The sequence below is a fragment of the Microbacterium sp. NPDC056052 genome (genome assembly GCF_042266785.1).
Lineage (GTDB): Bacteria > Actinomycetota > Actinomycetes > Actinomycetales > Microbacteriaceae > Microbacterium.
The window spans coordinates 32,624-49,598 of sequence record NZ_JBHJWV010000001.1 but is presented as its reverse complement, the minus strand read 5'-3'; the positions used below and the strand labels follow the sequence as shown (position 1 = coordinate 49,598).

At 69.6% G+C, this 16,975-nt stretch carries 20 protein-coding genes and 1 tRNA gene; 9 read left to right on the top strand and 12 right to left on the bottom strand.

Translation table 11 applies throughout. The features are described 5' to 3' along the window. Position 1: 1 nt before the first annotated feature. From ACFC1J_RS00275 to ACFC1J_RS00265, 3 genes are all read right to left on the bottom strand, one after another. The gene (locus ACFC1J_RS00275) at positions 2 to 265 is read right to left on the bottom strand and encodes a CopG family transcriptional regulator (RefSeq protein WP_375901456.1); all 264 of its coding nucleotides are present in this window, start codon (positions 263 to 265) and stop codon (positions 2 to 4) included. A gap of 312 nt (positions 266 to 577) precedes the next feature. After that, positions 578 to 955, bottom strand: coding sequence for a hypothetical protein (locus ACFC1J_RS00270; RefSeq protein ID WP_375901454.1), 378 nt, complete (start codon positions 953 to 955; stop codon positions 578 to 580). 55 nt (positions 956 to 1,010) lie between these two features. Then, positions 1,011 to 1,538, bottom strand: a complete 528-nt coding sequence (locus tag ACFC1J_RS00265) for a flavin reductase family protein (protein ID WP_375901452.1) — start codon at positions 1,536 to 1,538, stop codon at positions 1,011 to 1,013. 116 nt (positions 1,539 to 1,654) lie between these two features. On the opposite strand from ACFC1J_RS00265, the gene ACFC1J_RS00260 reads away from it, so the two are divergent. After that, positions 1,655 to 2,281, top strand: a complete 627-nt coding sequence (locus tag ACFC1J_RS00260; RefSeq protein ID WP_375901450.1) for a GyrI-like domain-containing protein — start codon at positions 1,655 to 1,657, stop codon at positions 2,279 to 2,281. Here ACFC1J_RS00260 and ACFC1J_RS00255 read toward each other — a convergent pair whose 3' ends face one another. After that, positions 2,282 to 3,892 carry an AMP-binding protein gene (locus tag ACFC1J_RS00255; protein ID WP_375901448.1) on the bottom strand — a complete coding sequence of 537 codons (1,611 nt, stop codon included), beginning with the start codon at positions 3,890 to 3,892 and terminating at the stop codon, positions 2,282 to 2,284. 100 nt (positions 3,893 to 3,992) lie between these two features. On the opposite strand from ACFC1J_RS00255, the gene ACFC1J_RS00250 reads away from it, so the two are divergent. Beyond that, positions 3,993 to 4,823 carry a LuxR C-terminal-related transcriptional regulator gene (locus tag ACFC1J_RS00250; RefSeq protein ID WP_375901446.1) on the top strand — a complete coding sequence of 277 codons (831 nt, stop codon included), beginning with the start codon at positions 3,993 to 3,995 and terminating at the stop codon, positions 4,821 to 4,823. A gap of 47 nt (positions 4,824 to 4,870) precedes the next feature. On the opposite strand, the gene ACFC1J_RS00245 is transcribed toward ACFC1J_RS00250, so the two are convergent. Continuing rightward, the gene (locus ACFC1J_RS00245; protein WP_375901444.1) at positions 4,871 to 5,665 is read right to left on the bottom strand and encodes a thioesterase family protein; all 795 of its coding nucleotides are present in this window, start codon (positions 5,663 to 5,665) and stop codon (positions 4,871 to 4,873) included. A gap of 107 nt (positions 5,666 to 5,772) precedes the next feature. Here ACFC1J_RS00245 and ACFC1J_RS00240 point away from each other — a divergent pair, with 107 nt between their 5' ends. Both ACFC1J_RS00240 and ACFC1J_RS00235 read left to right on the top strand, forming a co-directional pair. Next, positions 5,773 to 6,246 (top strand): carboxymuconolactone decarboxylase family protein, encoded by a 474-nt coding sequence (locus ACFC1J_RS00240; RefSeq protein ID WP_375901442.1) that lies wholly within the window; start codon positions 5,773 to 5,775, stop codon positions 6,244 to 6,246. A gap of 37 nt (positions 6,247 to 6,283) precedes the next feature. Continuing rightward, positions 6,284 to 6,658, top strand: a complete 375-nt coding sequence (locus ACFC1J_RS00235; RefSeq protein ID WP_375901440.1) for a UBP-type zinc finger domain-containing protein — start codon at positions 6,284 to 6,286, stop codon at positions 6,656 to 6,658. Between the two features lie 71 nt (positions 6,659 to 6,729). Here ACFC1J_RS00235 and msrA read toward each other — a convergent pair whose 3' ends face one another. The 6 genes from msrA to ACFC1J_RS00205 all read right to left on the bottom strand — a co-directional run bounded on the left by msrA (position 6,730) and on the right by ACFC1J_RS00205 (position 11,453). Further along, positions 6,730 to 7,287, bottom strand: coding sequence for a peptide-methionine (S)-S-oxide reductase MsrA (gene msrA, locus ACFC1J_RS00230; RefSeq protein WP_375901438.1), 558 nt, complete (start codon positions 7,285 to 7,287; stop codon positions 6,730 to 6,732). Beyond that, the gene (gene msrB / locus ACFC1J_RS00225; protein WP_375901436.1) at positions 7,284 to 7,766 is read right to left on the bottom strand and encodes a peptide-methionine (R)-S-oxide reductase MsrB; all 483 of its coding nucleotides are present in this window, start codon (positions 7,764 to 7,766) and stop codon (positions 7,284 to 7,286) included. The genes msrA and msrB overlap by 4 nt, the downstream gene beginning before the upstream one ends. A gap of 124 nt (positions 7,767 to 7,890) precedes the next feature. Further along, the gene (locus tag ACFC1J_RS00220) at positions 7,891 to 9,147 is read right to left on the bottom strand and encodes an MFS transporter (RefSeq protein ID WP_375901434.1); all 1,257 of its coding nucleotides are present in this window, start codon (positions 9,145 to 9,147) and stop codon (positions 7,891 to 7,893) included. Between the two features lie 55 nt (positions 9,148 to 9,202). Beyond that, positions 9,203 to 10,030: an SDR family NAD(P)-dependent oxidoreductase gene (locus tag ACFC1J_RS00215; RefSeq protein WP_375901433.1), complete on the bottom strand. Its 828-nt coding sequence runs from the start codon at positions 10,028 to 10,030 to the stop codon at positions 9,203 to 9,205. A gap of 36 nt (positions 10,031 to 10,066) precedes the next feature. Then, the gene (locus tag ACFC1J_RS00210) at positions 10,067 to 10,720 is read right to left on the bottom strand and encodes a hypothetical protein (protein WP_375902682.1); all 654 of its coding nucleotides are present in this window, start codon (positions 10,718 to 10,720) and stop codon (positions 10,067 to 10,069) included. Positions 10,721 to 10,820: 100 nt separating this feature from the next. Beyond that, positions 10,821 to 11,453: a TetR/AcrR family transcriptional regulator gene (locus ACFC1J_RS00205; RefSeq protein ID WP_375901431.1), complete on the bottom strand. Its 633-nt coding sequence runs from the start codon at positions 11,451 to 11,453 to the stop codon at positions 10,821 to 10,823. Between the two features lie 81 nt (positions 11,454 to 11,534). On the opposite strand from ACFC1J_RS00205, the gene ACFC1J_RS00200 reads away from it, so the two are divergent. The 3 genes from ACFC1J_RS00200 to ACFC1J_RS00190 all read left to right on the top strand — a co-directional run bounded on the left by ACFC1J_RS00200 (position 11,535) and on the right by ACFC1J_RS00190 (position 12,802). Further along, on the top strand, positions 11,535 to 11,819 hold the full coding sequence (locus ACFC1J_RS00200; protein WP_375901429.1) for a DUF1905 domain-containing protein: 285 nt from the start codon (positions 11,535 to 11,537) through the stop codon (positions 11,817 to 11,819). Beyond that, positions 11,816 to 12,598 carry an alpha/beta fold hydrolase gene (locus ACFC1J_RS00195; protein ID WP_375901427.1) on the top strand — a complete coding sequence of 261 codons (783 nt, stop codon included), beginning with the start codon at positions 11,816 to 11,818 and terminating at the stop codon, positions 12,596 to 12,598. Before ACFC1J_RS00200 ends, ACFC1J_RS00195 begins: the two co-directional genes overlap by 4 nt. A 127-nt stretch (positions 12,599 to 12,725) precedes the next feature. Then, positions 12,726 to 12,802: transfer RNA gene (locus ACFC1J_RS00190), tRNA-Pro, on the top strand. A 66-nt stretch (positions 12,803 to 12,868) separates the two neighbouring features. Here the strand turns inward: ACFC1J_RS00190 and ACFC1J_RS00185 are convergent. After that, positions 12,869 to 14,476 (bottom strand): ABC-F family ATP-binding cassette domain-containing protein, encoded by a 1,608-nt coding sequence (locus ACFC1J_RS00185; protein WP_375901425.1) that lies wholly within the window; start codon positions 14,474 to 14,476, stop codon positions 12,869 to 12,871. Positions 14,477 to 15,082: 606 nt separating this feature from the next. On the opposite strand from ACFC1J_RS00185, the gene ACFC1J_RS00180 reads away from it, so the two are divergent. Further along, complete coding sequence (locus ACFC1J_RS00180; protein WP_375901424.1) at positions 15,083 to 15,751, top strand: response regulator transcription factor; 669 nt, start codon at positions 15,083 to 15,085, stop codon at positions 15,749 to 15,751. 40 nt (positions 15,752 to 15,791) lie between these two features. Next, entirely contained in the window at positions 15,792 to 16,952 is a 1,161-nt protein-coding gene (locus tag ACFC1J_RS00175; protein ID WP_375901423.1) for a sensor histidine kinase, read from the top strand. Positions 16,953 to 16,975 lie beyond the last annotated feature (23 nt).

Below are 16,975 nucleotides of genomic sequence, written 5' to 3'. Positions count from 1 at the left end.
GCTACAGCGCATCGATCAGATCGCGCACGAGCTGGGAAGCCGTCATGTGCCGCTCCTGCGCGATCTCATCCAGCTTTGCTCGCCGTTTCGCGTCAAGGCGAAGAGTGAAGGGACGCGCCTGCGCGCCGACGCTGACAGGGCGTCCAGGAACGGCCGGACCAAGATGGCCACCGGCGTAGCCTGCATCTGATTCAGCCTCCGTCGCCCACTGCTCGATGTCTTCGTCCGTGAACGTCGTTCCGTTCGCCGCGGTGTGCCTGCTCATCATCTCTACCTCCCTAGCCCTACTTCGTGAAGCACCTTCTTGGTCGCCGGCATTCCATGAAAGACGAGCCAGACGTCCGGCTGCGTCTCCACCGCGATGAACTCCAGGAGACGTCCGTGGGAATCCATCCCCACGCCGACCCACTGCACCGGATCGGTGTCCCTGGCGCGCGAGCGGAGCGCTCCGTGGAAAGCTGCCTGAACATCATCCTCGGTCAGCTCCGGGCGTTTCGCTGAGACTCTCGGATGCACCACGACCCGCACATCGCCCCCTAGATTTTGTACTACAAATAATCGTAGTACAAAACAGTGCTCACCAGAAGCGCGGTTGCTCCTCCTGCGGAGGACGATCCGTGCCGCCCCAGATCGCTGCCTGCGCCTTGGCCGCGGCCGCCGCCTCCTCTGCGCCTTCGAGTGCGACCGCGGCTCCGCGGAGGTCGACGGCCCCGCCCGGGACCGCATCGAGCACGAGCTCCGTGACCACGCCCTCCTCGGTCGCCAGCACGTTGCACTCCTCCACGCGGCCGCGCCAGGGCAGCGCTCCGAGCTCGGGCAGGACGGATCCCGGCACGCGGTAGACGACGCCCGTGGTCAGGTCGCGGATGCGCACGGAACGGGATTCCTCGTCCACGGCGACGATGCGCCCGACGCCGAGCGGCGCCGAGAGCGGAAGGATCAGGGTCACGGACATGGCTCCACCTTCGTTCAGAACGGTCCGGCTGGCAAGCCATCCGGACATGCGCCGGTCAGCCCCGCGGGACCTCGACCGCAGCCGCCGAGGAGACCAGGCTGTCGTAGTGGCGGTCGACGTAGAGCAGGGGCGCACCGGGAGTGCCCTCGATCACGTCGAGCACATCGAGGAGCACGAGCGCCGAGGGGCCGACCGGGTGCGTCTCGCGGATGGTGCCGCGCACCGCGACCCGGGCCGTCGGGAGGAACGGCTCGCCCGTGGGCAGCGTCTGGAACCCCTGCTCGGCAGTAAAGCGCGGCTGGCCAGAGCGGGCGAACGCATCGGCGATGGGCTCCTGCCCCGCGACGAGGAAGTGCACGAGCACGCTGGGAGCCGCGAGGATTCCGCCCGCGCTGCCGGTCGCACGCGTGACGGAGAAGACCAGCACGGCGGGATCGGCGCTCACCGAGGCGACGCTCGAGAGCGTGAGCCCGACAGGACCGTCGGGCGCGATCCCCGTCACCAATGCGACGCCGGCGGGGTGATGCCGGAACGCCCCCTTGAACTTCTCGGTGACGTCGTTCTCCAGACCCGGGGTGCCCATCGCGCTTCTCTCTGTCGTTGCCGTGGACGCCGCGTTCGCGCCCACCCTCAACGGTATGCCCGTTCCCGGGGTGTCGGCTCCGATCCGGTGTCGGACCCCCGTGCTGGAATGTCCCCATGACGACGGGGAGCAAGATCGACCTCACCAAGAGCCTGGACGGCTATCGTGCGCGCACCGGCGAGTTCCGCCTCGTCGACCTGCCCGCGAACCGCTATCTCGCGATCGACGGACACGGCGACCCGAACACCGCTCCTGCCTACGCCGAGGCGCTCGAGACCCTGTACCCGGTCGCCTACGCACTGAAGTTCGCCAGCAAGCGCGAACTCGACAGGGACTACGTCGTTCCGCCGCTGGAAGGGCTGTGGTGGGCGGATGACATGGACGCGTTCACCACGGCGCGCGACAAGTCGCGCTGGGACTGGACGATGCTGCTCCTCATCCCCGAGTGGATCGACGACGCGCTCGTGGACGCCGCCGTCGCGACCGTCCGCGCGAAGAAGGCCCCGCCGCGACTCGACGACCTGCGGATACTGTCCCTGTCGGAAGGCCTCTGCATGCAGACGCTGCACGTCGGCTCCTTCGACGACGAGGCGCCGCTCCTCGAGCGCCTGCACGATGAGGTGATCCCGGGGCAGGGGCTGCGCCTGGCAGGCCTGCACCACGAGATCTATCTGAGCGATGCCCGCCGCGTGGCTCCCGAGAAGCGCCGAACGATCCTGCGCCAGCCGGTCGCGCGCGTCTGATCACAGCCCCAGGATCTCCACGGCCATCTCGCGCATCTCGACCTTGCGCACCTTGCCGGTCACGGTCATCGGGAACGCGTCGACGAGGTGCACATACCGCGGGATCTTGAAGTGCGCGAGCCGGCCCGCGGCGAACTCCCGGACGGTCTCGGCCGTGAGCGGCTCGGCGTCGGGCCGCATCACGATCCAGGCCATGACCTCCTCGCCGTACTTCGCGTCGGGCACCCCGATCACCTGCACGTCGCCGACGTCGGGATGGCGGTAGAGGAACTCCTCGATCTCGCGCGGGTAGATGTTCTCGCCACCGCGCAGGATCATGTCCTTGATCCGGCCGACGATGTTGAGCCGACCGTCCAGGTCCATGGTCGCGATGTCGCCGGTGTGCATCCAGCGTCCGGCGTCGATCGCCTCCGCGGTCTTGTCCGGTTCGTTCCAGTAGCCGAGCATGACCGAGTACCCGCGCGTGCAGAACTCCCCCGGCGTCCCGCGCGGGACGACGAGGCCGTCCTCGTCGACGATCTTCACTTCGACGAACGGCATGACGGCGCCGATGGTCTGCGTGCGCGCCGCGAGATCGTCCTCGCGTGAGGTCATCGTGGACACCGGGGACGTCTCGGTCATGCCGTAGCAGATGGCTACCTCCGGCATGTGCATCTCGGCGACCACCCGCTCCATCACCTCGACCGGACACGGGGATCCGGCCATGATCCCGGTGCGCAACGATGTCAGATCGAACTCGGCGAAGCGCGGGTGCGCGAGCTCGGCGATGAACATCGTCGGCACGCCGTACAGCGACGTGCAGCGCTCGGCGTGCACGGCCTCGAGGGTCTTCTCGGGGTCGAAGACCGGCGCGGGCAGCACGACGCACGCACCGTGCGTGTGCGCCCCGAGCACCCCCATGACCATGCCGAAGCAGTGGTACAGCGGCACCGGCACGCACACGCGGTCCTCTTCGGTGTAGTGCACGCCCTCCCCCACGAAGAACCCGTTGTTGAGGATGTTGTGGTGCGAGAGGGTGGCGCCCTTGGGGAATCCGGTCGTGCCCGAGGTGTACTGGATGTTGATGGGCTGGTCGAAGGTGAGCGACGCGGCGCACGCGGCGAGCGCGGCCGGATCCGCTGCCGCCCCGGCGGCGAGCGTCTCGTCCCAGTCCGGCGTCCCGATGAACAGCACATCCTCGAACCCGACCTCCGCGAGCATCGCCGCGTAGTCCGTGGTCCGGAACGAGGTCGCGCTCACCATGAGTCGCAGCCCGGATTGCCCGATCACGTACTCGACCTCGCTCGTCCGATAGGCCGGATTGATGTTGACCAGGATCGCCCCGAGCCGCGCGGTCGCGTACTGCGTCAGCACCCACTCGGCGCAGTTCGGCGACCAGATGCCGACGCGGTCGCCCTTCTCCACGCCTCGGGCGCGCAGGCCGAGCGCCAGCCGGTCGACTTCGGCGCGCAGCTGTGCGAACGTCCAGCGCCGCCCGGTGGCCGACTCCACGAGCGCCTCCCGGTCGGGATGCAGGTCGGCGATCCGATCGAGCATCTCCCCGATGGTCTGCCCGAGCAGAGGGGTCGATGCGATTCCGGACGAGTACGAGATCTGTGCTTCATTGCGCATGAGCACAGGATCCGGCGCCCGTTCTCCGCGCGGCACCCCCGAATGGGGGTGGACCCATGGGGGCGGTGGTGGCACAGTGTGATCGACGCAGGGAGTCGATGTGGAGCCTTCGCTGAAGACGGCCGTCGCCGCGGTGCGGCGTGATACCGGGCTGCCCGTGGCCTTCGCCGGCGCGGTGGATCCGAGCGGGCGGCTGTACCCGATCACCGCCACAGCCGGATGCCTGACCTCCGTGCTGGACGGGCTGGTGATCCGCTCGGGCAACGGGCTCGGCGGCCGTGTGCTCGCCGGTGCGCGGATCCAGACCGTGACGGACTACCTCCACGACGACGGCATCAGCCACCAGTACGACGGGCCGGTTTCGCAGGAGCGGCTGCGTTCGATCGTGGGAGCGCCGGTGGTCGTCGACGGCTCGGTGCGCGCGGTCCTCTACGGCGCGCTGCGCACCTCGGCGCAGCTGGGCGCACGCACGCTCGACGCGATGCAGCTGTCCGCGCAGCGGCTGGCCTTCGAGATCGCGGTCTCCGAGGCGACGGCCCGGCGGCTGCGCGCCGTGGAGACGGCGGCGCTCATGCGCGCGGCCCGCACGGGGCCGACGCGTCCGGAATGGGAGGAGGTGCGGATCGCTCACGCGGAGCTGCGGGCGCTGGCCGGCAGCGTCGGAGACGAAGGACTGCGCCGCCGCATCGACGACATCGCCACCCGGCTCACGGCGGCCTCGCCCGCACACGAGCGTCCCGCGCTGACGGCCCGCGAGATCGACGTGCTCGCGCTCGTCGCAATCGGCTGCACCAACGCCGAGATCGGCGTGCGCCTCGACCTCGCCGCGGAGACCGTGAAGAGCTACCTGCGCGCGGCGATGCGCAAGCTCGGCGCCCATCGGCGGACCGAGGCCGTGACGCTGGCACGGACCGCCGGCATCCTGCCCTGACCGCGGATCCGCCTCAATCCGCGCGCGTCCGGCGCCGACGGCCGTGCTCAGCCGCGTATCGGGCGCACGGTGAGGATCTGCTGCACCGTGCCGAGCGGGACGACGCCGTCCGCGCCGCGATCGTCGTGCAGCACGGTGTCCGTCAGGCCGAGCCCCGCCGGCCCGACGGTGACGGTCGTGTCGAACCCGATCCACTCCCCGGTGGGAACCGCCACGAGGTGGCAGGTCAGGTCGACGTTGGGGAACGCGACCTCGGCCGGTGCCATGCGCGGGGTCAGCCCGTTCGCGATGTCGACGAGACCGAGCAGTCGCGCAGTGGGGCTGATCTCCTCACCCTCGAGCAGCGGAAGCTGCGGCCGCAGCCAGGCCCAGGCCCGCCCCGGCTCGACCTGACGCCGGTGCATGTCCACGGTGCGCACGTGGCGGCCCTGCCAGATCTCGCCGGCCGACCAGGGCTCGAGCTCGTGGCGCCCGGGCATCGCGGGCAGCGAGCTCCCGGCGAGCGCCGCGGTGTCGGCGACCTGCATGAGCCAGGCGCGCGCGATCACCGCGGCACGACCCTCGTGGCTCAGCACCGCTTCGACCAGCTCGATCGTGCGCCCGGGGCGGAGGATCCGGATGTCCAGGTCCACCCGTTCGATCGGGATCGTTCCGAGGATGTCGTAGGAGATCCGGCCGAGCTGCAGGTCCCGGCCCCGGCGCTCGGCGTGCTCCGTCTCGATCGCGTGCGCGATGAGCCCGAGCGACGGCGCGATGTGCTGCTCCTCGGTGCTCCACGCCCCTTCGACGGCCGAGGTCGGACGGAAGGCGGACGCGTCGATGCGCTCGAAATAGGCGGGCATGATCGGATCCTACGTCGCACCGGGGATCGTCGCGGACCGCACCCCGGGAACAGCGCGCACCGCGGTACGTTGAACTCGTCGATCAGAACGCGCTCGAGAGGAACAGCATGCGCCCGTACCTGGACAAGGCGATCCCCGAGGCCTGGAAGGCCGCCTCCGCGTACTCCGAAGCGGTGGCCGCGGCGACCGCCGGGCGCGGCCTCACCACCGCGGAGGCCGAGTACATCAAGGTGCGCGCCTCTCAGCTCAACGCGTGCGCGTTCTGCCTCGACCTGCACATGCGCGAGGCCCGCGCCGCCGGCATCACGCAGCAGAAGCTCGACGTGCTCCCGGCGTGGCGCGAGTCCTCGCTGTACACGGAGCGTGAGAAGGCGATGCTGGCGATCGCCGAGGCCGCGACCCGCATGCCGCTCGGCGAGGAGGCGAAGGCCGATCTCGCCGCGTCGCGCGGGCTGCTCGGCGATGAGATCTTCGCCGCGGCGGAATGGGTCGCGCTGACGATCAACATGTTCAACCGGATCTCGATCCTCAGCGAGCACCCCGTGCGCCCGCGCGACGCCGTGGGCGAGCTGATCCGCTGATCGACCTGATCCGCCGTTCGATGCCAGGAGGTGGCAGATGATCCAGGGAACCGACACCCGGCGACCGCCCTCAGGACCGGGGTGCGCCGAGTGCGAGCGCGACGGCGGCTGGTGGTTCCATCTGCGCCGCTGCGCGGGGTGCGGACATGTCGGATGCTGCGACGACTCGCTCGGGCAGCACGCCACGGCGCACTACGCCGAGACCGGCCACCGGTTCATTCAGAGCTACGAGCCGGGTGAGGACTGGTTCTGGGACTACCGCACCGCGCAGATGACCGACGGCCCGGAGCTCGCCCCGCCGCGGAGCCACCCCGAGGACCAGTCCGTGCCGGGCCCGGCCGAGCGCGTACCGGCGGACTGGCAGGATCGGATCCTCCGCGCCAGGGCGGACCGCGAAGGCCACGCCGGCTGAGGCCCCGACGGCAGACCGGGAACGACTTCGGGCCCGCCGGAGGTGTCCGACGGGCCCGAAGGTGGATGGCGCTACTGCGCGACCGCCTCGTTCCTGCGCGGCAGCACCCAGCCCGCGCGCGGGAAGTGGCAGGTGTAGCCCTCGGGGTAGCGCACGAGGTAGTCCTGGTGCTCGGGCTCGGCCTCCCAGAACGGGCCTTCCGGCTCGATCGTGGTGACCGCCTTGCCTGGCCACAGACCCGAGGCGTCGACATCGGCGATCGTGTCGCGCGCGACCCGTTCCTGCTCGGGGCTGAGCGGGAAGATCGCGGAGCGGTAGCTCGTTCCGATGTCGTTGCCCTGACGGTTCAGGGTCGACGGGTCGTGGATCTGGAAGAAGAACGCGAGGATGTCGCGGTAGGTGGTCTTCGACGGATCGAAGACGATCTCGACGGCCTCCGCGTGCCCCGGGTGGTTCCGGTAGGTGGCATGGTCATTGCTGCCGCCGGTGTAGCCGACGCGCGTGCCGAGCACACCGGGCTGACGGCGGATGAGGTCCTCCATCCCCCAGAAGCAGCCGCCGGCGAGGACGGCGGTCTCGGCCCCGGGAACCTGGGCGATGGATCCGTTGTCGGCGGGTCCGCTGGTCATGATGCGTTCTCCTCTGCGGTCTGCGGGGTGGTGGTCTCGAACAGTCCACGGTACGCGCCGTAGCCCTGCTCCTCGAGCGCGGCGGCCGGGATGAAGCGCAGCGCGGCCGAGTTCATGCAGTATCTCAGTCCGCCGGCGTCTCGCGGGCCGTCGTCGAACACGTGACCGAGATGGCTGCCGGCTCCGGCGGAGATCGCCTCGGTGCGCACCATCCCGAACGTGCGGTCCGTCGTCGTGGTGACGGCGTCGGGGTCGATCGGCCGGGTGAAGCTCGGCCAGCCCGTTCCACTGTCGAACTTGTCCGTGGACGAGAACAGCGGCTGCCCCGAGACCACGTCGACGTAGATTCCCGGATCGTGGTTGTCCCAATAGGCATTGCGGAACGGCGGCTCGGTGCCGCCCTCCTGCGTCACCGTGTACTGGTGCCTGGTGAGCGCGTTCAGCGCCTCAGGGGTCCTGCGGTAGTCGGTGGGGTTCATCGTGATGCTCCTCTGCTGCCGCCGCTGGCTGCGGCGTCACTGAGGAGAACGAGGGACGAGCCGGTTTTGGTCCCGTGAAGCTGTGCGCCGACTGTGAGTTTCGCGGACAGCCCGACGGAGTGGATCAGGCGGGTCGCGCGACCCTGCGGACGACGGCGAGGAGCGACGCGACGACCAGGCACAGTACCGTGAGCGCCACGAACGACAGCGTGAACGACGTCCCCGCGGCGAGGGCGCCGATCGCGAGCGCGCCGATTCCCGTGCCCGCATCGAACGCGACGTTCCACGCGGTGCTGGCGACGCCCTTCGCGTGCTCCCCCGCGACCTCGAACGCGCGCACCAAGGTCACGTTCTGCATGGTGCCGAACGCCGTGCCGACGAGGATCGCGCCGCCGATGAGCAGGATCGGGCTCGCGGACCCGACGATCCCGGAGATGCCGGTCGCGATGGATCCGAGGCCGAGCGCCGCGATCACGAGCCCCGGCAGGACGAACCGCTCCGCACCGATCCGGTCAGCGGGGCCTCCGACCGCCCAGCGCGCGAACGCGGCAGCGGCGGTGTAGAGGAACAGGGCGACGACGGTGAGCACGGCATCGGGGACGAACTGCGGCGTGAAGGTGGTGATGGCGCCGCCCGCGCACGTGACGGCGGTGAGCGCGAGGATGGGCGGCCAGAGGCGCGCGAGCGCACGGCGTTCTTCGCGCGGGCTCTCGTGCGGAACAGGCGCGGATCCCGCTCCGCCCGCGACGCCGGCCGTGGCGGCGCGCGCATGCTTCGCGATCGAGGCGCCCGCGGCGAGCGCGAACGGGATCCCGACGAGCGGCAGCGCAGCGACGGCCAGGGCCACCGGGAGCCCTGCCTGATCGGCGATCCAGGGCGAGATCGGGGTGAGCACGAGCTGGGCGCCGGCGACCGCGAGCCCGTAGGCGCCGACCGCACGGCCGCGTCGCTCGGGCGGGAACAGCGCGCCGACCGCGGAGGACCCGCTCACCGTGACGATGCCGAACCCGATCCCGCGCACGGCCGCGAGGGCGAGCACCTGCCCCGGCGTCGATGCGAGGATCTCGCCGAGCGCCGGCAGACCGAGCAGGAGGCATGCGAGCGCGAGGCTGACCCGCCAACCCATCCACGAGCGCATCCGCTCCACGACGAGCTGGGTGAGGATCGTGGCCGCCATCAGCACGGCGTTGACGAGCCCCGCCAGGAACTCGTCCCCGCCGAGCGCGACCATGTGCATGGGCCCGACCGGCAGCATCACTGCGAACCCCGCGAAGGCGAACGTCGTCATCGCCAGCAGTGCGGGCATGCCTGGTTCGCGCCACGGCGGGCCCGCAGATTTCGCGATCCGCACCGCGTCCCCCTGATCCTGAGCGCTCGTCACCGCGCCACCCTATCGAGTCCTGTCCCGACGGACCTCGCGCGGTCGCCCGGTTTCGTCAGCCGGCCGCGATCCAGGGCCGGGTGAAGCCGAGCACGCGCTCGCCGTCGAGATCGGCGAGCGACGCGCCCACGAAGGCCGTCGCTGCCTCCGAACTCTGCCAGCGGAAGCGGTACTCGTCCGCCATCACCGCCGCGGCTATCGCCGCCCCCGCCGACTCCGGCGTCTGCGCGTTCGCGAAGGCGCCGGAGGTCCGGCTCACGTAGGCGCCGAGCAGCGCCGCGTAGGGGCCGCCCTCTTCGGGGCGGACCACGTTCGCCACGAAGGAGCTCGCGACCGCCGCCGGCTCGATCACGCTGACTCGGATGCCGAAGCGCTCCGCGACCACGGCGAGCGACTGCATGAATCCCTCCACCGCGAACTTCGCGCCGCAGTAGGCGTCCGCGAAGGGCTGGCCGACCGTTCCGCCGACGCTCGTGACGGTGAGGATCCGGCCGTCGCCGCGCTCGCGCATGCCTGGGAGCACGAGCTTGGTGAGGTTGACGGGTGCCAGGTAGTTGACGTCCAGCTGATCCTGGATCTGCTGCATGCTCAGTTGCTCCGCCGTGGCGACGGCCCCCTGCCCCGCATTGTTCACGAGGACGTGGATCCCGCCATGCTCCGCCTCGATCTCGGCGACCAGGCGTGCCGCAGCGGCATGGTCCACGACGTCGAGCGCGCGCACGTCGATCTCGACGCCGGCGGCGGCCGCGGCCTCCCGCAGAGGCGCCGCACGGCCCACATCGCGCATCGTCGCGACGACGTGCAGCCCATGGCGGGCGAGTTCGACAGCGGCATGCAGGCCCATGCCCGAGGAGGTTCCGGTGATCAATGCGACGTCGGTCATGCGAGAACCCTATGCCTGTCGCCGATGAGGCGGGGATCAGGCGGCGCCGCCCCGATCCCGGGTGGCGAGCGCGAGCCGGATCAGGGGCAGGTCGGCGCGCGGGATGACGACCGTGACCACGATCTCGGGTGAGAGCTGGGCGCCGATGCCGTACACGAAGGGATCCGTGTCGATCTCGACGGCATCGACCTCGTGGCCGTCGACCTCGAGGTTCACCTTCGGGTTCACGGCCGACAGCCGCGCGTGCCAGGGTTCAGTCCCCGGCGGACCGCTGGGCGGGCCGTCGGGGATGCCGAGCTCGGCGCGGAAGCGGTTCATCAGGATGTGGTTCAGGTGCTGCACGAGCTGGTTCGGGAGCGACTGGTACTCCTGCGCGTCGGCCGTCCACGTGGTGCGGACCGCCTCCCAGAGCATGGGGTACCGCATGCACTCGGCCTGCTCGATGAGCCACCGCGGACGCGGCCAGGGGGGATCCTGCTCGAGGGAGTCGCGGATGATCTCATCGATCTCGGCGAGGTTCGCGGGGTCGTCGTGGTCGTCCGGGTTGCGCCACAGCGTGTAGGTGACGGAAACGGTGCTCTGCGTCGACCGCTCGAAGCCTCCGACGAACGCAAGGCCGATGTTGTCGAGGTCCTCGAGCGACGGCTGCGGCACCAGGCCATAGATCGAGAACGGGAGCGCACGCACCATCTCCACGCGTTCGATCCTCGGATCGGGAGCGTCGGGAGGGAGGACTCCGGAGATCCACATGCCCCGAGCCTGACGGAGATCACGGGCTGCGACAACCCCTTCAGCTCTGCGAGGGGTCCTTCGGCGCATACGCGCCGAGGAACACGTCGACCGCGTTCTCGACGTGCTTCTCGACCTCGGCACGGGTGAGGATCGCGTCGTCGCCGAGCAGCATCGCCCGGTTGATCGGCTCCCCCATGACGAGCCAGTTCAACTGCGTCGCGGCCTGCTTCGGATCCGCGATGTCCAGCGCGCCCGTCGCGGCGATCGTGGCAAGGATGTCCGCGAGGACCTCGATCGCGTACGCCGGGCCGTTGCGGTAGAGCGCCTCCGCCAATTCGGGAGACCGCGTGAGCTCGCCGATCACCAGGCGGCGGAGGGCGAGCACGCGGGGATCGAGCACCTGAGCTAGCTGGACCACCAGACGCTCGCGCAGCAGCTCCCGGGGATCCGCCGCCTCGTCCATGCCGGGAGACGCGGCGAAGGCTGCTCCTCGAGCGCCGGTCGTGCTCGTCGTGACGAGCTCGAGGAACAGCGCCCGCTTGCTGCCGAAGTAGCTGTAGAGGGTCTGCTTCGCGATTCCCGACTCGTGGGCGATCGACTCCATCGTGACCGACTCGTATCCGGTCGCCAGGAACTGCTTCTCCGCGGCATCCAGCGCAGCCTCGCGTTTGAGCTTCGAACTCGGTCGCATCCGCTCACCCCCTTGTTAAAATTATACCGAAGAGTCTATTCTCCAAACAAGACCGATGAGTCTAATAACTGGAGGAATGCGATGCTGACCCAACCCGACACCCCCGTGGAGTTCGACGCGACCCTGCGGATCGCCCCCGAGACCGGATCCTGGACCGTCTTCGACGTCCCCAACTCCCGCGAGATCTTCGGCACCGGCAACCCGGTCAAGATCACGGGAGCCATCGACGGACACCCCATGGCGATCACGTTGATGCCGACCGGCAACGACGCCCACGTGGGCCCCGTCAAGGCAGAGCTGCGCAAGGCCATCGGCAAGGCCGCGGGCGATGAAGTCCGTGTCCGGCTCGACGGGAGGGCGTCATGAGCACGCTGACCACCTCGGCCGGAGACACCATCACCTACGACCGCTATGGACCGGCCGACGCACCAGGGGTGCTGTTCATCGCCGGCGCCGGGCCCACTCGTGCCGATGATCCGGTGACCACCGAGACCGCACGTCTGCTCGGCGAGAGCGGCGTGCAGGCTGTGGTGCACGACAGGGTCGGGCGCGGCGACTCCCCCGCCGCGGGTCCGATCTCGCTCGATCGCGAGCTCGCGGCGATCACCGCGCTCGCCGCGACGATGCCGGAGCCGGTCGTGCTCGTCGGGCACTCGTCCGGATGCGCGATCGCCATGATCGCCGCACGCGAGGTGCCGAACCTCGGCGGTCTGGTGCTCTGGGAGGCGCCCCTGGGCCAGTTCCCCGAGGGGGCGCCGGCGTGGTGGGCGGGCGTCGCGGCTCACATCTCCGCCGGCCGCCTGGAGGACGCGGTGGCCGCGTACATGGTCGGCATGCCGCCGGAGTGGCTCGACGAGCTGCGACGCTCCCCCGCGTACCCCGAGTTGATCCACTCCTGGATCCCGGATGGCACCGCTCTGGCTGGCGTCGAGGAGGACGGCGTCGCCGCCCGACTGCGCGGGATCACCGCGCCCGTCCTCGCCGTGGTGGGCACCGACACCTTCCCCGGGATGGTCGAGGCCGCGGACGCGATTGCCGACGCAGCAGCCACCGGTGCCAGCGAGAGCCTCGCCGGCGCCTGGCACAGTTGGGATCCCGTGGCGATGAGCGCGCGGCTGGCAGCGTTCGTGCGGGACGGACACTGACGCGGGGCGGCTGTCGCTGACCATCGGGTGCGGCGCCGACGCTCGCCGCGCCCGGGCGCGTCCGCGTTCGCGGTGACCTCGCGAGTCGGTTAGGATTGTGGAGTTGCCCGCGCTTCGGTGCGGACAACGGGCTGTGGCGCAGCTTGGTAGCGCACTTGACTGGGGGTCAAGGGGTCGCAGGTTCAAATCCTGTCAGCCCGACCAAAACGCAAGAGGAGGGATGATCCTTGCGGATCATCCCTCCTCTTGCGTTTACTCGTACGACCCCGCTCAGTCGCCAAACCCCCGACGCTGACGCATCCGTCCGTCGGCGTCGAGTTCGACGATCGTGTCGATGCCGATCCGCTCCAGGAATGCGAAGTCGTGGCTGACGATCAGCAGCGCCCCGCGGTACGCATCGAGGGCCTCCGCCAGCTGTTCGACGCTGGCGATGTCGAGGTTGTTGGTGGGCTCGTCCAGGATCAGCAGCTGCGCCGGCGGCTCGGCGAGGAGCAGCCGCGCGAGCGAGACACGGAACCGCTCGCCGCCCGAGAGCGTGCGCACAGGCCGATCCACGCTGTCGCCGCGCAGGAGCAGGCGCGCGAGCTGGTTGCGGATGGTTCCGGCCGACGTGCCGGGAGCGACCGCCTGCACGTTGTCCATCGCGCTGGCGTCGTCGTCGAGACCGTCGAGTCGCTGTGGGAGGAAGCCGACGAGCTCGGTCGCGAGTCGGCCATGGGGTCGCCCTGGGACCGGCTCGGTCCGCCCCAGGAGCTGTTCGATCAGGGTCGACTTCCCTGCCCCGTTCGCGCCGATGAGCGCGACGCGCTCCGGCCCCTGGATCACGATCGTCCGGCCCTCGTCCTCCAGTTCGGCGAGGCGCCTGCCGCGGGGCACGTCGGGATCGGGCAGGGCGAGGTGGATGTGCTCCTCGTCCCGGACTCGCGCGTCGGCGGCATCGACCGCGGCCTGCGCGGCCTGCACCTTGTCGTCGAGTGTGGAGCGCAGCGCTCCCGCCGACGCCTGCGCCTTGCTGGCGCGGTTCCCGGCGAGGATCTTCGGGATGCCGCCGTCCTTCTGCGTCTTCTTCCCCGTCCGCTCGCGGCGCGCCAGCTTGGTCTCCGCCTCGACGCGCTGCTTCTTCTCGACCTTCAACGTCTGCTGCGCGGACCGCGCGGACCGCACCGCGGCGGCCTGCTCCTGCTGCTGCTGTTCCTTCCACGCGCTGTATGGGCCGCCGAACGTCTCCAGCCTCCCGCCGTACAGCTCGGCGGTGTCATCCATGTGCTCGAGCAGCTCGAGATCGTGACTGACGACGACGAGTGCGCCGGGCCACTGGTCGACGAGCTCGGCCAGTTTCGCGCGTGTGGGACGATCGAGGTTGTTCGTGGGCTCGTCGAGGACGGTGATCGGGGTGCGACGGAGGCGCAGTCCCGTGATCGCGATGAGCATGCCCTCTCCCCCGGAGACCTCGGCGATCCGGCGATCGAGATCGGCGGCGGCGAAGTCGATCTGGTCCAGTGCCTCCGCTGCGCGGGACTCGATGTCCCAGTCCTCGCCGATCGCGTCGAAGTGGCGCTGCTCGACGTCGCCGGACTCGATCGCCGTGATCGCGTCGAGGATCGAGCGGATACCGAGCAGCTCCGCGACCGTCGTGTCCTGACGGAGCGTGAGCGTCTGCGGCAGGTGGCCGACCTCGCCACTCGTGTCGACCTGTCCCGAGGTCGGTCGCAGCTCACCCGTGATGAGATGGAGCAGCGTGGATTTGCCGGCGCCGTTGCGGCCGATCATCCCGGTCCGGCCGGCGCCGAACGTGCCGTTGACGCGATCGAGCGCGACCGTGCCGTCCGGCCATTCCAGGGTCAGATCGCGCAGGGTGATGGCGGGTTTCGTAGACATTGCGATGTTTCTCTCTTCTCTCCCGTCGCGCGCCGAAGGGCGTGACGGGAGCAGTTCCGTGTCGGGATGCCGGCGGAGCCGGCAGGTCAACCGACCGCGGATGCGAGTGCCTTACTGCGAGAAGCCACGCCGGGTGCGAACCCGGGCGGGACCACGCGTTCGCATTCAAGCACTCGAGACCGAGGTCGGTGCGATGCGAACGTGCCGGTGAGGAACACGCAATGTCGACGCCTCAGAAGGAGACGGACGTGTGCGCGAAAAGGATCGATCACTGATGCGGCCGATTGCCGCACGTGCGAAAGCCACCGGCAGTTCGGTGGCTAGGCTCTGTCGACCTCGATCGTTTCCATCGCGACCACCCTACCGCAGAGCCTCAGACGTCTTCGGCGCGATAGCGCGCACGCTGCTCCTCCTCGTGCTCCTTCTTCGGAAGGCCGAACCAGACGATCAGCCCGCCGAGCACGATCGCGACGGCGCCGTCGTGGACTGGAGCTAGGCTTCGCTGAGTCTCCGGGCGGATCCCCTGCGCCGAAGTGCTTTACGCCAACGTTATGGTCACCGTGCTTGGCTTTGCAGGAGCCGACCGGCGCGAACTTTGGAGGAGCGGTGCGTGTATTGATCGTCGAAGACGAGCCGTTTCTCGCCGACGCGATCCAGACCGGGCTGCGCCGGGAGGGCATCGCGGCCGATGTCGTGCACGACGGCGACGCCGCTCTGGAGTACGTCACGATCAACGACTACGACGTCATCGTTCTCGACCGGGACATCCCGGGCGTGCACGGCGACGAGGTGTGCGGGCGCATCGTGGCCGGGCATCCTCAGGTGCGGGTGCTGATGCTGACCGCAGCGCGGACCCTCGACGACAAGGTCACGGGGTTCGAGCTGGGTGCTGACGACTACGTGGCGAAGCCGTTCGACTTCCCCGAGCTCGTTGCACGATTGCGAGCTCTCGAGCGCCGCAATCAGCCGGCCGCACCCCCGACCCTTGCCAACGGCGGAGTGCGACTCGATTCGTTCCGGCGCGAGGTGACACGGAACGGCAGGCGCGTGCGGCTGAGCCGGAAGGAGTTCGCCGTGCTGGAGTTGCTCATGCGGGCGGACGGCGGAGTACTCAGCGCCGAACGGCTGCTCGAGAAGGCGTGGGACATGAATGCCGACCCGTTCACCAACACGATCAGGGTGACCATCTCGACGCTGCGCAAGAAACTGGGCGAACCGTGGATGATCCAGACCGTGCCGGGCTGCGGCTACCGATTCGACGGCTCACGTGACTGATCGGTCCGTGTCGCGGAACCCGCGTCTGTGGCGGCCGCGGATGACGATCCGTGCCCGGCTGACTCTCACGTACGCGACTCTCCTGACGGCGAGCGGCGCGGTGATGCTCGGAACGATCTACGTCTTCATGCGCTACGTGCCGACGTATGCGATCCTGCCCGCGGACACGGTGGAAGCCTCGCCACTCGACGCGGCCCCGGCGACGCCGCTGCCCACCGGCGTCGACTCCACTGCCGCACTTGAGCTCACGAGCGCCTCCGACATCCTGAACACCCTGCTCACCATCTCGATCCTGGCCCTCGTGGTGCTCGCCGTGATCGGCGCGGTCCTCGGCTGGGTGATCGCAGGACGGGTGCTGCGTCCGCTCGCCGAGATCAACTCCGCCGCGAAGCGCGCGGCGACGGGAGCGCTCGATCACCGCATCGGAATGCGGGGGCCTGGCGACGAGGTGCACGACCTCGCCGACACCTTCGACGACATGCTGGAAAAGCTCGACGGAGCGTTCCAGTCCCACCGCAGGTTCGCTGCGAACGCCTCCCATGAGCTGCGCACCCCGCTCGCGACCAACCAGACGATGCTGGAAGTCGCGCTGGCCGATCCCGATCTCGACACGGAGTCGCTTCGGAGGGTTGCCGAACGGGTCTATCAGACGAACAGGCGCAACATCGAGACCGTCGATTCGCTGCTCACCCTCGCCGAGATCGGTGCACGGGGAACTCGGAACGAGAAGATCGACCTCGCGCGGATCGCGGCGGACGTGCTGCAGGACCTTCGTGATGAGATCGCCTCGTCCGGCGTGCGGGTGGAGACCGATCTCGAACCGGCGGAAGCCCTGGGCGATCCGGTGCTCCTGCATCGGGCGGTGGCGAACTTGGTCCAGAACGCCCTCCGTCACAACATCGAGGACGGCACTCTCCGGCTGACAACGGGCCAACGCTCGAACGGCGCGCAAGTGCAGGTCGCCAATACCGGTCCCGTCGTGACGACGAGCACCGTCGCCTCGCTCACCGAACCGTTCGTGCGCGGCACGGGCCGCATAGGCGGACATCGGCACCACGGACTCGGACTGGCGATCGTCGCCAGCGTCGCCGAGGTCCACAGCGCCGGACTCGCCATCGTCGCGAACCCGCAGGGCGGGCTCACCGTGACCTTCACCCTTGTCCCACCCGCGACGTCAGCAAAACCTAAAGAAGCGCCTTAACGCCGTCACAACGGGCAGTTCGC